This window comes from Candidatus Thiopontia autotrophica, assembly GCF_982804495.1.
The window spans coordinates 22,485-36,547 of sequence record NZ_CEYDPX010000001.1 but is presented as its reverse complement, the minus strand read 5'-3'; the positions used below and the strand labels follow the sequence as shown (position 1 = coordinate 36,547).

At 48.6% G+C, this 14,063-nt stretch carries 16 protein-coding genes; 7 read left to right on the top strand and 9 right to left on the bottom strand.

Going from position 1 to position 14,063, the window contains the following annotated elements:
* The first annotated feature begins 20 nt into the window (after window positions 1-20).
* On the top strand, window positions 21-1,472 hold the full coding sequence (locus AC3ZFK_RS00265) for a cobyric acid synthase (RefSeq protein WP_487506251.1): 1,452 nt from the start codon (window positions 21-23) through the stop codon (window positions 1,470-1,472).
* Between the two features lie 67 nt (window positions 1,473-1,539).
* Here AC3ZFK_RS00265 and AC3ZFK_RS00260 read toward each other — a convergent pair whose 3' ends face one another.
* From AC3ZFK_RS00260 to cobU, 3 genes are read right to left on the bottom strand one after another with little or no spacing between them, the layout of a single operon-like run.
* Window positions 1,540-2,265 carry an adenosylcobinamide-GDP ribazoletransferase gene (locus AC3ZFK_RS00260; protein WP_487506250.1) on the bottom strand — a complete coding sequence of 242 codons (726 nt, stop codon included), beginning with the start codon at window positions 2,263-2,265 and terminating at the stop codon, window positions 1,540-1,542.
* Window positions 2,266-2,277: 12 nt separating this feature from the next.
* Window positions 2,278-3,327 carry a nicotinate-nucleotide--dimethylbenzimidazole phosphoribosyltransferase gene (gene cobT, locus AC3ZFK_RS00255; protein ID WP_487506249.1) on the bottom strand — a complete coding sequence of 350 codons (1,050 nt, stop codon included), beginning with the start codon at window positions 3,325-3,327 and terminating at the stop codon, window positions 2,278-2,280.
* A 2-nt stretch (window positions 3,328-3,329) separates the two neighbouring features.
* Complete coding sequence (gene cobU / locus AC3ZFK_RS00250; RefSeq protein ID WP_487506248.1) at window positions 3,330-3,842, bottom strand: bifunctional adenosylcobinamide kinase/adenosylcobinamide-phosphate guanylyltransferase; 513 nt, start codon at window positions 3,840-3,842, stop codon at window positions 3,330-3,332.
* Window positions 3,843-3,922: 80 nt separating this feature from the next.
* Between cobU and AC3ZFK_RS00245 the strand changes: the two genes are divergently transcribed.
* The 3 genes from AC3ZFK_RS00245 to nadC all read left to right on the top strand — a co-directional run bounded on the left by AC3ZFK_RS00245 (window position 3,923) and on the right by nadC (window position 6,645).
* On the top strand, window positions 3,923-4,339 hold the full coding sequence (locus tag AC3ZFK_RS00245) for a pilus assembly PilX family protein (protein WP_487506247.1): 417 nt from the start codon (window positions 3,923-3,925) through the stop codon (window positions 4,337-4,339).
* A 172-nt stretch (window positions 4,340-4,511) separates the two neighbouring features.
* Window positions 4,512-5,810, top strand: coding sequence for a GspE/PulE family protein (locus AC3ZFK_RS00240; RefSeq protein WP_487506246.1), 1,299 nt, complete (start codon window positions 4,512-4,514; stop codon window positions 5,808-5,810).
* Window positions 5,797-6,645, top strand: a complete 849-nt coding sequence (gene nadC, locus AC3ZFK_RS00235; RefSeq protein ID WP_487506245.1) for a carboxylating nicotinate-nucleotide diphosphorylase — start codon at window positions 5,797-5,799, stop codon at window positions 6,643-6,645. Before AC3ZFK_RS00240 ends, nadC begins: the two co-directional genes overlap by 14 nt.
* Here nadC and def read toward each other — a convergent pair.
* From def to rluD, 4 genes are read right to left on the bottom strand one after another with little or no spacing between them, the layout of a single operon-like run.
* On the bottom strand, window positions 6,642-7,157 hold the full coding sequence (gene def, locus AC3ZFK_RS00230; protein ID WP_487506244.1) for a peptide deformylase: 516 nt from the start codon (window positions 7,155-7,157) through the stop codon (window positions 6,642-6,644). The genes nadC and def overlap by 4 nt on opposite strands.
* A complete protein-coding gene (locus AC3ZFK_RS00225; RefSeq protein WP_487506243.1) occupies window positions 7,150-7,668 on the bottom strand; it encodes a glycine cleavage system transcriptional repressor in 519 nt (172 codons plus the stop codon). Before AC3ZFK_RS00225 ends, def begins: the two co-directional genes overlap by 8 nt.
* Before the next feature lie 11 nt (window positions 7,669-7,679).
* Window positions 7,680-8,387: a peptidoglycan editing factor PgeF gene (pgeF, locus tag AC3ZFK_RS00220; protein WP_487506242.1), complete on the bottom strand. Its 708-nt coding sequence runs from the start codon at window positions 8,385-8,387 to the stop codon at window positions 7,680-7,682.
* Window positions 8,384-9,364, bottom strand: a complete 981-nt coding sequence (rluD, locus tag AC3ZFK_RS00215) for a 23S rRNA pseudouridine(1911/1915/1917) synthase RluD (RefSeq protein ID WP_487506241.1) — start codon at window positions 9,362-9,364, stop codon at window positions 8,384-8,386. The genes pgeF and rluD overlap by 4 nt, the downstream gene beginning before the upstream one ends.
* A gap of 49 nt (window positions 9,365-9,413) precedes the next feature.
* Between rluD and AC3ZFK_RS00210 the strand changes: the two genes are divergently transcribed.
* Window positions 9,414-10,172, top strand: coding sequence for an outer membrane protein assembly factor BamD (locus AC3ZFK_RS00210; RefSeq protein ID WP_487506240.1), 759 nt, complete (start codon window positions 9,414-9,416; stop codon window positions 10,170-10,172).
* 23 nt (window positions 10,173-10,195) lie between these two features.
* Here the strand turns inward: AC3ZFK_RS00210 and AC3ZFK_RS00205 are convergent, their stop codons facing one another.
* Entirely contained in the window at window positions 10,196-11,863 is a 1,668-nt protein-coding gene (locus AC3ZFK_RS00205; protein WP_487506239.1) for an NAD+ synthase, read from the bottom strand.
* Window positions 11,864-11,942: 79 nt separating this feature from the next.
* On the opposite strand from AC3ZFK_RS00205, the gene hemH reads away from it, so the two are divergent.
* Window positions 11,943-12,926, top strand: coding sequence for a ferrochelatase (gene hemH, locus AC3ZFK_RS00200; RefSeq protein ID WP_487506238.1), 984 nt, complete (start codon window positions 11,943-11,945; stop codon window positions 12,924-12,926).
* Window positions 12,927-12,931: 5 nt separating this feature from the next.
* Window positions 12,932-13,474, top strand: a complete 543-nt coding sequence (locus AC3ZFK_RS00195; RefSeq protein WP_487506237.1) for a 2-thiouracil desulfurase family protein — start codon at window positions 12,932-12,934, stop codon at window positions 13,472-13,474.
* A 56-nt stretch (window positions 13,475-13,530) separates the two neighbouring features.
* On the opposite strand, the gene AC3ZFK_RS00190 is transcribed toward AC3ZFK_RS00195, so the two are convergent.
* Window positions 13,531-13,989 (bottom strand): DUF2939 domain-containing protein, encoded by a 459-nt coding sequence (locus AC3ZFK_RS00190; protein ID WP_487506236.1) that lies wholly within the window; start codon window positions 13,987-13,989, stop codon window positions 13,531-13,533.
* Window positions 13,990-14,063: the final 74 nt, after the last annotated feature.

Below are 14,063 nucleotides of genomic sequence, written 5' to 3'. Positions count from 1 at the left end.
CAGAGATGAATTTCACCATAATGATTCAAGGTACAACCTCAGATGCCGGAAAAAGCATCATTACTGCCGGCCTCTGTCGCCTGCTCCATCGCAAGGGTCGATCTGTTGCCCCCTTCAAGCCCCAGAATATGGCCCTTAACAGCGCTGTAGCTATTGATGGTGGTGAGATTGGTCGTGCCCAGGCCCTTCAGGCAGTCGCAGCTGGGGTACCTGCAACAACTGATATGAACCCAATCCTGCTCAAGCCGACTACCGATATGGGCGCACAGGTTATCCTTCACGGCAGAGCAATTGGGAACCGTGATGCCCGTAGCTACCACCAACTCAAACCTGAATTATTGAATGAGGTTGTAGAAGCACACAGGCGACTTGCCGACAAATATCAGGCCATCATTGTCGAGGGGGCTGGTAGCCCTGCGGAGATAAACCTCAGAGAGAACGATATTGCCAACATGGGTTTTGCCGAGGCTATTGACTGCCCCGTTCTACTGGTAGCCGATATAGATCGTGGCGGAGTATTTGCCCATATTGTTGGGACCCTTGAGCTTCTCTCAAAAAGTGAACTGGATCGAATCAGGGGATTCATCATCAACCGCTTTCGTGGAGATATCTCACTACTGCAACCAGGCATAGAGTGGCTAGAAGAGCGAACAGGAAAACCGGTGATTGGAGTACTGCCATATCTACATGGGCTCCACCTCGATGCAGAGGATGCACTACAGCGAGATCAGACCACTAACGACGTAAGCAAGCTGAATGTCATCATCCCCGCACTACCGAGAATCAGCAACCATACAGATCTTGATCCTCTGCGCCACAATCCTGAGATAGACCTGCAAATTATTCCTCCCAATATCACCCCTCCTCCGGCTGATCTTATTATTCTGCCCGGTAGCAAGAGCGTTCGTTCCGATCTGCAGTGGCTTCGTGAACAGGGGTGGGAGTCTGCCATCCAGAAACACATACGCTACGGCGGCAAGGTGATCGGGATCTGTGGTGGCTTCCAGATGTTGGGAGAGAAGATCAATGACCCTGATGGGATAGAGGGTGAACCGGGGACAACAGCGGGGCTTGGACTGCTCCAGATGGAGACCGAGCTGAAGCCAGAGAAGCAGCTAAAAAATATAACCGGCAACCTGACGCTAGCAGCTGGAGATACCCCGTCAACAGCCACTGTTAAGGGCTACGAGATCCATGCCGGAATAACAACCGGAGAGGCTCTTAAACAGCCACTAGTCAGGTTACGAGGTGGTGATGCAGATGGCGCCATCTCGGATGATAATCAGGTTGCAGGGTGCTATATCCATGGATTATTTGACCACCCTGAGGCGTCAGAGTCGCTACTCAGATGGGCAGGAATGGATGATAGCTCTCATTCACTAAACATTGAGCAACTCAGAGAAGAGAGCCTGAACAGACTTGCTGACGAGATGGAGGAGCACCTGAAACTGGATGGGTTATTAGATTTGTAACTTCTGGAACCGTCCAGCAAGATAGACGGTAAGTATGGTGAGATCCCGGTTTGTTCAGGCTATTAACTTATTCAACAATCAACAGCAGCAACAACAGCGCCTCCATCTTCTCAACCATTGCCCCGGCTATATCCCCGGTTACTCCACCTAGCTGTTTAACTATCATCCAACGAAACAGTAGCAGTGCAGTAGCGACAATCAACAGTGTAATCCACGACACGCCATAAAACAGGGCAGTACCCAATACTGCAATCTGTACCAATACCCCCAACAGACGAGGAATATTGGATGAGATACCATCACCCATCCCGCCTGGACGAATGTATTTGGTGGTCTGGAAAAGTGTAATCAGGGCTGTTCTGGCCAGAATAGGTGGCCAGATCAACATCATCCACTCTCCACCTTCCAGTAGCGCCATGATTGCGCTCCACTTGACCAGTAGCAGCAGAACAATTGATATCACCCCCATAGGGCCCGATGTTGGATCTTTCATTATCTCCAACATCCGCTCTCGATTTCCCATTCCACCAACCCATGCGTCGGCACTGTCAGCCAGCCCATCCAGGTGGAGCCCTCCAGTCAGGAAGACCCATAGAACCAGGATCAGTGATGCCTGGAGTGGCAGAGGAGATGTTGGTAACAAGGATGCGAGCAGCAACAGCAGCCCGCCAATAGTTGCCCCCACCAGTGGGTAGAAGAGGATAGAGTAACCACGGTTTTGTGGCGTCGGTTCAACCACCACAGTAATCGGAATCCTGGTTAGCAGTTGAAAGGCAATTATGAGCGGCTGCATGGTCAAGTTGGGCTACCCCTCAGAGACCCCTGCCTCGCCAAAGGTGGCCATCTCCCCATGCAGCTGACACGCCTGCTGCAAGATGGGAACAGCAACTGCGGCACCACTCCCCTCCCCCAGTCTCATCCCCAGATCCAACAGAGGGTTCGCATCCATGGCATCAAGTACCTTGCCATGCCCCTGCTCTGCAGAGCGGTGGGAGAAGATTAGCCACCCCCTGACAGCTGAATTGATTCTGACCGCAGCAAGTGCCGCAACCGATGTTATGAAACCATCCACAAGTACCGGCACCCCTGACTGTGACGCCTTGATGTATGCGCCTGCCAGAGCAGCAACCTCAAATCCACCCAGATTTTGCAGGATATCCATTGGACTACCCAGATTGTCTTTATGGAGTTCAAGCGCCTGCTCTATAACCTCACCTTTGCGGGAGACCCCAGCGGAATCAAGTCCGGTCCCTGCACCAACAACGGATGCGCCACGCTCTCCAAGTAGTGCGGCCGCTACCGCAGAAGCTGATGTGGTGTTGGCTATCCCCATCTCGCCACCTATGTAGATATCTGCCCCCTGTCCGGCCGCACGCTCCACTGCCTCTCTCCCCACCCCAAGGGCACGCTCCAGCTCACCTCTATCCATTGCCGGCGCCTGGGCAAGATTTTTTGTCCCTGATGATATTCGGGCATCAACAACCCCACCAAGTGGTTCCAGTGAACCTACAGTCCCCACATTAACCACCTCAAGGGTTGCACCCAGGCTGTTTGCCAAGACACTAATTGCTGCCCCTCCACGCGAGAAGTTACGTACCATCTCTGCCGTCACCTCTTGCGGAAAGGCTGACACCCCCATCTCCGCCACCCCATGGTCTGCAGCAAAGATGGTGATGAATGGGTTCTTAATTGCGGGTTTTACCCTCCCCTGCATTGATGCCAATCTGATTGCCAGAGATTCCAGTCGACCCAGTGCACCAGGTGGTTTGGTCAGCTGTAGCTGGCGCTCTTCCGCCTGTTTTTCGGACTGCCTGTCAACCTGCTGAACCGGAGACTCCCACCAGTTATTACCCATCTTTATCCCTTTAATGTTTGTGGCAGACCGGCAACTACCAGAGTTACTCTATCGCAGATAGCTGCCAGTTTTTGGTGAAGCCTTCCTGCTTCATCACAATATTTTCGTGTCAGTGCATCCATCGGCACCACCCCCATACCGGTCTCGTTACCAACCAGCAGTGTGGTTCCCGGCAGTTCTGGAAGAGTCTTTACAAGTAAACTGACCTCTTGCTCCAACACCATTTCGTCTTCCTGCAGAAGCAAATTGGTTAACCATAAGGTTAGACACTCAACCAGGATGGTACGCCCATCCCTGGCCTCCTGTAGCAATACTGATGAGAGCCGTATTGGCTCTTCTATCAACTCCCACTCAGGTGATCGGCTCTGCTGGTGGTGAACGATCCTGTTTTTCATCTCACCATCACCGGCAGTCGCAGTTGCCAGATAGAGAAGGCTCTCTCCTCTATCCAGTGCCACTCGCTCTGCATAGCTACTTTTTCCTGAGCGGGTGCCGCCCAGAATCAGTTCTCGCATGTGATACTCTTGAACCTGAATCCATCTCTCATCCGCAGAATCATAACCTATTTTTCATCCAGTAAAACCATATACCAGACGTGCCATACTCACTACCTAGATCACCCTCCAGCCCCATATACAGGGGAAGCACTCTGGTTATCAGTCTGTTGCTGTTGACCCTGATGAGTATGCTTGGGTTGGGGGCGATGCAATCTGCACAACTTGAAGAGAAGATGGCATCAAACTTCCGTTATGGAGTAGCAGCATTTCATGCCGCTGAGGCAGGACTACAACAGGCGATTGAAAACCATGCCAACAATCAGGTGGTCGCTACTATTTCTGGAACAGTTGGAGATGGTGAATTTAGTGCATCCGTTACCGAATCATCCAGCATCTATACTGTAATCAGCGACGGGGCTCACTCTTCATCCGGAGCACGTCAACAGTTAACGATGGTGCTGTCCGGTGCAGTTGGCTCAAACCCAACAGTCAACAGCTGGAGCCATGATGAATAGTTCACCCTTTTTATGCCAACTTATTGATGGTCAAACGGTCACCGGAAAACTACATGGTATAGATGCTGAATCCAAATCTGTGCATTATCATGATGACCATTCAAACCAAATCAGCCAGCTCGATTTCCACTCAATAAGTCACCTTTATCATCATCAACCATGCCCGGGGGAGATGACAGTCTCATTTCATCTGCGATTTAGTGATGGCTCAACCCTGAGCTCTTCTGCCGAGCATTACAAATCTGATTCGTCTGGAGACCATCTATATGATGTAGGAGAGTCACATAACGGGGTTCATCTATTTTTGCCAACTGGAAGCCTGCACCAGCTTTCTGTGGACTCATCAAAAGAACATCAAACGGAAAAAAACATACAGGGTAAAAAGATCATTGCTCTGGTTAGAGAGATGATTGTGGAGGCCATTGAAAAACGCGCCTCTGATATACACCTCAAACCACTGCAAACAGTAGTTGAAGTCCGTTACCGGGTAGATGGCTCCATGCAACTTGCACACCGTATCAATCGTAACCACTATTCTGCCATCGTTAGCCGCATAAAAATTCTTGGCAATATGGATATTGCCGAACATCGCCTGCCACAGGACGGGGCGTATCATCTCTCGGTTAATAACAGGGGGGTAGATCTGCGTATATCCACTGTTCCCACCCTGGAGGGCGAGAGTGTAGTCATTCGCATTTTGGACCCCAAAACAGGGCTACGAAAAATATCCGATATTGGCTTCAGGTTTGGTGATGAACAGCTCTTTCGCAGAATGCTGCAACAGAAGAATGGTTTGATCCTGATCACTGGACCAACAGGGTCCGGAAAATCCACCACCATGTATGCTGCCATGGATACCCTGCGGGAACGTGCTCTCAATATCATAAGTATTGAGGACCCAGTAGAATACCGCATGGATCGGGTGAGACAGATTGAGGTCAATGAGGTTGCCAACAATACTTTTGCAAAAAATCTGCGGCATATCCTGCGCCATGACCCCGATGTAATCCTCATTGGTGAGATTCGAGATCAAGAGACCGCTAAAATTGCCCTGCAGAGTGCATATACAGGACATCTTGTGCTGAGCACACTTCACACCAGAGATGCCCCCAGTGCCATAACAAGGCTGCTGGAGATGGGTATGGAGCCTTATATGCTCAAGGACACCCTGATTGGTGTCCTCTCTCAAAGATTAGTCAGAAAACTATGTGACCAATGCCATGGAGAATCTCCAGACAGAGCGCATTGTCACCACTGCAACAGAAGTGGATTTTATGGAAGAACCCCTATTTATGAACTGATCAAAGTGAACTCCCTGATTCGAGAACAGATCAGAGATGGCATTACTGCAGACGAGATTCGTGCCACTGCCCTGGAAAATGGTATGGTTTCAATGGAGCTCCACGCTACAGAACTTATTGACCAAAAAATCACAACCGCTCAAGAGAGCAATTATCATGAACCATCCTGACCAATCCATTTACCGTGCAGTCTCCAATGCCCTTGAGGAGGATATTCAATCAGGAGACGTTACAGCTCAATTAATACCTGAAAAGACCATGGCAACTGCAACCATTCTTACCAGAGATGATATGGTGCTATGTGGTAGAGAGTGGGTTGATGAAAGCTTTCATCAGCTTGACCCATCCATATTGCTAACGTGGAATATGGAGGATGGAGCAGCTGTCTCTGCCAATCAGATTCTAGTAACCATACAAGGCTCTGCCCGAGCACTATTAACTGCAGAGCGTACTGCAATGAATTTTCTGCAGACACTCTCTGCCACGGCAACCATCACCAGACAATACACCGAACAGATAGCAGAGAGCCATGCAGAGATCCTTGATACCAGAAAGACCATTCCCGGGATGAGAGAAGCGCAGAAATATGCTGTGCATTGTGGCGGAGGTACCAATCACAGAATGGGTCTCTATGATGCCTTTCTGATAAAAGAGAACCATATTGCCGCCTGTGGCTCAATCAAGAGTGCTGTAGAGCGTGCGCGAGAAATCTCCAGCAACGAGAAGATTGAGGTCGAGGTTGAATCAATTAATGAACTGAATGAGGCTGTTGCTGCTGAGAGTGATGTCATCATGCTGGATAATTTTTCTCTGCAACAGATGAGAGAGGCCGTATCACTAAACAGTGGTCGTGCACTACTGGAGGTTTCAGGAAATGTCTCTCTGGAGCAGTTAAAGGATATTGCCGACACCGGCGTTGACTATATATCTATAGGAGCACTCACAAAACATGTCCACGCTATTGATCTATCCATGAGATTATCGATAGACTCCGGATTATCCTAACGTTTTTTTCTCTGAAACAGATCAGTTCTACGGCTGACCAGCCTGTCCAGAAACAGCATCCCATCCAGATGATCCACTTCATGCTGGATTGCCCTGGCCTCATAGCCTTCACTCTCATATTCATGAAGTTCGCCAGATTCATCCTGTGCGGCAAATTTTATCTGAGTGGCACGAATCACATTGCCCGTATAGTCAGGTACAGACATACAGCCCTCACGCCCAAGCTCAAAACCATCCCACTCGGTAATCTCTGGATTTACAAGCACCATCCTCCCCTGGTTGGGAACAGGTCTCTTCTTTTTTCCTCTGGTCATTCCAGTCAGATCCACAATACATATTCTCTGTAACCTCCCCACTTGAGGAGCGGCAATACCAATACCTCCAGGCTGGCTACGCATGAAGGTATCAAGCTCTGTTATAAACCGGGCCAACTCCTCATCAAAAGAGTCAACCGCCTCACACTCCTGCTTCAGACGGCTATCGGGATAGGTCAAAATCTCCATATCAACCAATCAAGGTCTCAATCTCTTCCACACGAAAATCAATTGATTCAGACAGAGGCTCCAGGGCCCGATGGACAGCATCCACGCCAGCACCTGCTATCCCTTCAATCATAAGAATATAGATTGGCTTTTCTGCAGCACCCCCAACCTGTGAATCCAGATCTGTAATATCAAAACCGGACTCTGCCAATACCCCTGTCACTTGGGCCACAATACCTGGACGATCAGCACCATAAACCACCACCCGAAGATCTGGAATTGAGTGCTGATGCAATCCTGGCTCTATCTTGTCAACATGCAGATGAAGCCCCAGCTCCTCGGTTACCGGATGCACAGTTTGACACAGCTGTTTCTCATCGCCATCCATCTCTACCATCATCATGATGGTGAAGTTACTGCCAAGCCGCATCATTGAGGTCTCACCAAGAGACCCCCCAGCCTTGAACAGTGCCTCTGTAATCTGAGCCACAATTCCTGGCTGATCCTTTCCTACCAACGCCATCATGTACCAATTTTTCATACTCTCTTCCCCTACTCCAGCCATATCAGTGTTGCCAACCGTCCTGTATTTTCATCTCTTCGATAGGAGAAGAACCGCTCACTATCTGTGAATGTATCCCACTCGCCACCATAAACCGAATATATGCCAAGCTGTTGAAGCTGCTGACGAGCAAGACCGGTCATTGATGCCAGCCATCTTCCACCATCTGATGGCACAAACATCTCCTCAGCCTCCTCACTATGCCGACAAAATATCTCCCTAACCTCATCACCAATCTCATAGGAGTGCTGTCCGATTGACGGTCCAAGCCACACCATTAGCTCATCACCATCATTCTGGAACTTTGAAACACCCTGCTCAATAATCCCGGCAGCCAACCCTCTCCATCCTGCATGAATAGCTGCGATTCTATCCCCCAGTCTGTTGGTGACAATAATTGGCATGCAATCGGCTGTAAGAACAGCACATACAACTCCTCTCATGGAGGTCCAGGAACCATCCGCCTCTGCTATCTGGCTCTCTGCAGGCAATTCTACAACTGCTGTTTTGTGAACCTGATTCAACCACCAAGGATCATGCGGCAATCCAAGTCGATTTTGTAGATTTTCTCTGTTCTTCTTTACCGCAACCGGATTATCCCCTACATGAGTTGCCAGATTGCCGCTCTTGCGTGTGGTTGTCACTGCTCTAACTCCATCTGGAGCTGGCCAATCTGGCTCTACATCAACAATCGTCACTGGGAGTTGATCTCTCTATCCTCACGAAGAATATCAATTATATTCACCATATCCTCAGGCAGGGGAGCCTCAAACTCAATCAACTCTCCTGACAGTGGATGCCTCAAACCCAAACGAGCCGCATGCAGAGCCTGTCTCTTGAATACACGAAGGGTCTCACTCATCTCTTCAGAGCTACCTGCAGGGATCTGAAGACGGTGACCATAGACAGGATCTCCCAACAGGGCAAAACGGATGTGCTCCATATGAACACGAATCTGATGAGTTCTCCCTGTCTCCAGGGAAAGTCTGACATGGGTATGTGAACGAAATTTCTCCATTACCCTGTAGTGGGTTACTGCAGGTTTACCATTCTCGACCACAGCCATCTTCTTGCGATCCACACGATGCCTGCCAATTGGAGCATCAACTGTTCCGCCAGCGGTCATCACTCCCTTGCAGATAGCCTGATATTCTCGACTCATGGACCTCTCCTGTAGCTGTCTCACCAAATCGGTATGTGCCTCCAATGTTTTGGCAACCACCAGAACTCCACTGGTATCTTTATCCAGACGATGGACAATGCCTGCTCGTGGAACCTCCGCAAGGGTTTTATCATGGTGTAAAAGAGCGTTAACCAGAGTTCCCCCCCAATTTCCTACTGCCGGATGAACCACCATCCCTGCAGGTTTATCAACAAAGATGATTGAATCGTCTTCATGCAGAATATTCAGTGGGATTGGTTCAGCTACCCACTGTACCTCCTCCTCTCTCTCAGCCTGTAGCCTAACCTCTTCCCCGGTAGCCACCGAGTCTCTTGGACGTCTCTTCTCACCATCAATCAAAGCATCACCAGAACGTATCCAGGACTGCAATCTACTTCTGGAGAATTCCGGAAAGAGCGTCGCCAGAGCAACATCAAACCGTTTACCAGAAAGCTCCTCCGGGATGGTGGTATGATACTGATCAGACCCATTTGAGTTTTGTTGCGGATCCATATTCTTTTCGCTACCCTTCGTCCTTTCCTACTATTTTTTTACTATAACCATGATTCGTAAACAGGCTCCATTCTCCTCCATCCTTCTACTGGTTTCCATCCTTGCTTCAGGTTTGTCTGGCTGCTCTCTTCTTCCTGAGCAAATTGATGTTACAGAGGACTGGTCTGCCAACAGATTCTACTTTGAGGCGCACGAAGCGATGACAAGTGGAGGCTACGAGAAGGCAATCGAGTATTTTGAGAAGCTGCAGGCCCGTTTCCCCTACGACAAACATGCTATGCAGGCTCAAATCGAGACCATCTACGCATATTACAAGTGGGATGAGTCTGCATCGGCTATAGCTGCTGCTGACCGTTTTATAAAACAGCATCCCCGTCACCCCAGTGTTGACTATGTCTACTATATGCGTGGCCTGGTAAATTACGATGAAGGGAGAACAATGTTGTCAGATATTGCCCTAACTGACCCAGCAACACGAGACCCCAAGGCGATGCGCGAGGCATTTCACTACTTCTCTAAACTGGTGACACGCTTTCCTCAGAGCAAGTACAGTGAAGACGCGAGAAAGAGAATGCTCTTTACCCGCAACAAACTGGCAGAGCATGAGCTACATGTTGCCAAATTTTATATGGATCGAGAGGCCTATGTTGCAGCCTCAAAACGTGCAAATTACGTTATTGAGAACTTCCAGAAAACTCCTGTGGTAAGAGATGCTCTACTCCTGTTGGTTGATATCTACCACAAGATGGGAATGGAGGATCTGGCGGCAGATACTGAACGGGTTTATGCTGCAAATTATCCGGAGTAACCGATTTACAGAGTCAAGCACAGCTAACGAGAGCGAAACCCTGATGTTATGGGGTAACGACGATCTCGTCCAAATGCCCTGGTTGTAATCTTTGCCCCTGGAGGCGCCTGTCGTCTCTTGTACTCATTACCATTGACCATCCCAATTATGCGGTTGACTACTTCAGAACCGAAACCGGCATCAATGATCTCTTCTGCACACTGCTCCTGCTCTATATAACGCTCAAGAATCTGATCAAGGATCTCATATGGTGGTAGCGAGTCTGAATCTTTCTGGTCTGGTGCCAGCTCAGCTGATGGCGGCCTGTCAATCACACGCTGTGGAATAACCTCATCTTGTCCACGCTCTTTGGCCTGTCGATTTCTCCACTCTGCCAACCGATAGACCAACAACTTGGATATGTCTTTGAGGGGAGCAAATCCTCCTGCCATATCCCCATACAGAGTGGCATAACCGACCGACATCTCACTCTTGTTTCCGGTTGTCAGTAACATTCGATTTTTCTTGTTGGCAATAGCCATCAGAATCACGCCCCGACATCTGGCCTGAATATTTTCCTCTGTGGCATCCACCCCATATCCATCAAACTCATCACTCAAGGTATCCATAAATGCATCAAAGGTCTGCTTTATGGGAATAATCCGAAAATCAATCCCAAGTACATTTGCCTCTATCTCTGCATCCTCAACACTCATTTGTGCGCTGTAACGAGATGGCATAGCCACCCCCTCCACATTGTCAGCGCCAAGTGCATCCACCGCAATAGCGAGAGTCAATGCCGAATCAATGCCACCAGACAGTCCGAGAACCACCCCGGGAAAACCATTCTTTCCCACATAATCTTTTACTGCCAGTATCAACGCCTGATATATCTCGGACAACTCCTGATCACCTTCTGGGTCATCCACAGAGTGTGCACTAAGACATAAATACTCCTCCGCACTATCATAGATATAGAGACCCTCTGTAAAAAACTCCCCACAGACGATCTTCTCTCCCTCGCCATTCATCACAAAGGAGCCTCCATCAAAGATCAACTCATCCTGACCTCCAACCTGATTGACATAAACCACCGGAATTCCACTCTCCCCAATCCTCTTGCGGATAATCTCCTCACGATCTCCTCTCTTGCCTGCATGGTATGGGGATGCATTCAGATTAAGGACCAGATCAGCTCCCGCATTGGAAATCTGCTGCATAACCTTTTGGTGCCACAGATCCTCACATATCGTTATAGCAATACTTTTACCCTTATGTTCAAACAGAACAGGGGCATCCCCCCGAGCAAAGTAACGTTTCTCATCAAACACCCCGTAGTTGGGCAGCTCCTGCTTACAGTAGCTCATCTCAATCTTTTGTCCACGCAATAACGTAGCAGCGTTATACAGCAGACCACTTCTGTCCCGCAGCGGGTGCCCAACCACCAGGCTGATCTCATCCGCCGCCTCTACCAGCTGTTGCATTCCATCCTCAACCTGTTGCAGAAATCCCGGACGCAACAACAGATCCTCTGGCGGATATCCCGTCAGAGAGAGCTCCGGAAATAGAACGATATCTGCCCCCTCTCTCTTTGCATGTTTTGCAAACTCAACCATCTGGTCAATGTTTTTCTGCAATGCTCCAACATGCGGATTGGTTTGTGCCAGCGCAATTACCAGGTTTTGGCTATTTTTGATCGATTCTATGCTCATTCTCTCTTACAACGATTATTCATGGCAGTTCGGTGACAAAATTGTAACAATACTCCACTAACTGACACAGAAGAAATATATGACCACTGGCGTACTTATTACAAACTTGGGGACCCCTGATGATGCAACACCAGCATCTCTCAGACGTTATCTTGCAGAATTTCTGTGGGATCGCCGTGTTGTGGATATGCCTCGTCTGAAGTGGTGGCTGATTTTACATGGAATTATCCTCAGAGTTCGCCCCAAACGGGTAGCGAAAGCATATCAGAAAGTATGGACAGAAAATGGCGGGCCACTACTGGTTATCTCTAAACGCCAGAGAGAGGCTATAGAGAAGAGGTTGGCAGACAAACTTGGATACAAAGTACCTGTTGCTCTGGGAATGCGGTATGGCAACCCGTCAATATCATCAGCACTGGAGAGCCTGCGTCAACAGGAGGTCAGCAAGATCATCATCCTCCCCCTGTTTCCCCAATATTCGGCCGCCACTACTGGATCAACCTTTGATGCTGTCTCTCAAGCATTGCAACAGTGGCGGAACATTCCAGATTTAACCTTCATCAATAACTATCACAATAATCCTGGGTATATTGAGGCCCTGGCAAACTCCATCAATGACAAGTGGAAAGAGGGTGGGCGTGCAGAACGTATACTGCTCTCTTTTCATGGATTGCCACAACGCTACCACGATGCCGGAGACCCCTATCGTGATCAATGCAATGCCACTGCCATTGCCCTGAACAAAAAACTTGGGTTGAGAGATGGACAACTACAGGTTGTATTCCAATCACGCTTTGGCAAAGAGGAGTGGCTAAAACCATATACTGAAGAGACCCTGAGGCTTCTTCCCGTTGAGGGCATCAACAAGATCGATATTATCTGTCCAGGATTCTCTGCCGACTGCGTAGAGACTCTTGAGGAGATTGCCATGCAGGACAGAGATCTGTTTATCGGTTCTGGTGGAGAGAGTTATCAATATATTCCAGCCTTGAATAATCGTCATGACCATATTGATGCGCTGACAGATATCCTTTTGGCTAACTGGGGAGAGAACAGGGTATAGACGACATGCATAACCATGACTCTATGCCTGTTGTTGCCGTAAGCCGCTGCCTTCTTGGAGATCCCGTACGATATGATGGCAAGGACAAAAAATCACAGAAGCTTATAGAGGAGATAGCCGGTCTGTTTTCCATACTTCCAGTATGCCCCGAGGTTGAGGCTGGACTGTCGATACCGCGCCCACCAGTACAGTTAGTCAAAGATGGCAATGGTATTATTTATGTCAGAGGCCGAGATGATCAAACAGTGGATATCACCTCACAACTACATAGATTTTTCAGAAGATTTGATGAGGCCAACACCACCTTGAGCGGAGCCATTCTCCAGAACCGCTCTCCAAGTTGCGGGGTTGGAGATACTCCTCTGTTTTCACCATCAGGATCTGAACTCAACCAGGATAACGGAGTTTTTACTACATTTATAAGATCACGACATCCTGACCTTCCTGTCTCAACTCCAAAACAACTAAACTCGGATGAGGCTATTCAGGAGTTCAGAGACGCTGTTTTCAGATATATTAAGCGTTCCACCGGCTCTGGCAGCCATTAATCTGTAGCACGCTCGAGCCCGGCTATGACTACCAAAGATTTTGCAGAGATTCCCTACTAATAGAGTTCGCTAAGACGCCAAACCATCCCATGTCGCTTCATTATCAATACAGTTGGATCATCACCCAGATCACCTAATCTCACTAAAAACTGGTTTGGTGAATCAAAGAAGGCATGATCAAGAGTATCGTATATTGAGACACCGGTTTCTCCCCGATTTGCTCCAGAGAGTCGATGTCTGATCCACTCTATAGTTACCGCCTGATCTACGGTATAGGCGCTCATGGAGTTTGCTCCATCACGAAGCATTCTTGAGGCTAGCCCCTCATTATGATCTCTACTCTCGATCCGGAGGACTCTCTTGTAGTTCTCCTGCACCTGTTGCAGATCAATGTATTTACCAAGCTGGGACACATCATTGGCAACCAATGCATGATCAAATCGATAGAGACTATAGTATGGCAAAATACCGTAAAGGATAACGGCAAGAAAAAGTAATCGTACGATCCAACGCATGATCATTAACTCCTCGGTAGATGTATAATTCTTATCTTAATTATTTTAGTTATTAACCTTACCACAGTATATAC

What these genes read in the sequence shown, in the direction of transcription:
- AC3ZFK_RS00265 (WP_487506251.1), top strand. Translation starts at nt 21, where the DNA reads ATGATTCAAGGTACAACCTCAGATGCCGGAAAAAGCATCATTACTGCC.
- AC3ZFK_RS00260 (WP_487506250.1), bottom strand. Translation starts at nt 2,265, where the DNA reads ATGCAGCCGCTCATAATTGCCTTTCAACTGCTAACCAGGATTCCGATT.
- cobT (WP_487506249.1), bottom strand. Translation starts at nt 3,327, where the DNA reads ATGGGTAATAACTGGTGGGAGTCTCCGGTTCAGCAGGTTGACAGGCAG.
- cobU (WP_487506248.1), bottom strand. Translation starts at nt 3,842, where the DNA reads ATGCGAGAACTGATTCTGGGCGGCACCCGCTCAGGAAAAAGTAGCTAT.
- AC3ZFK_RS00240 (WP_487506246.1), top strand. Translation starts at nt 4,512, where the DNA reads ATGACAGTCTCATTTCATCTGCGATTTAGTGATGGCTCAACCCTGAGC.
- nadC (WP_487506245.1), top strand. Translation starts at nt 5,797, where the DNA reads ATGAACCATCCTGACCAATCCATTTACCGTGCAGTCTCCAATGCCCTT.
- AC3ZFK_RS00225 (WP_487506243.1), bottom strand. Translation starts at nt 7,668, where the DNA reads ATGAAAAATTGGTACATGATGGCGTTGGTAGGAAAGGATCAGCCAGGA.
- rluD (WP_487506241.1), bottom strand. Translation starts at nt 9,364, where the DNA reads ATGGATCCGCAACAAAACTCAAATGGGTCTGATCAGTATCATACCACC.
- AC3ZFK_RS00210 (WP_487506240.1), top strand. Translation starts at nt 9,414, where the DNA reads ATGATTCGTAAACAGGCTCCATTCTCCTCCATCCTTCTACTGGTTTCC.
- AC3ZFK_RS00205 (WP_487506239.1), bottom strand. Translation starts at nt 11,863, where the DNA reads ATGAGCATAGAATCGATCAAAAATAGCCAAAACCTGGTAATTGCGCTG.
- hemH (WP_487506238.1), top strand. Translation starts at nt 11,943, where the DNA reads ATGACCACTGGCGTACTTATTACAAACTTGGGGACCCCTGATGATGCA.
- AC3ZFK_RS00195 (WP_487506237.1), top strand. Translation starts at nt 12,932, where the DNA reads ATGCATAACCATGACTCTATGCCTGTTGTTGCCGTAAGCCGCTGCCTT.
- AC3ZFK_RS00190 (WP_487506236.1), bottom strand. Translation starts at nt 13,989, where the DNA reads ATGCGTTGGATCGTACGATTACTTTTTCTTGCCGTTATCCTTTACGGT.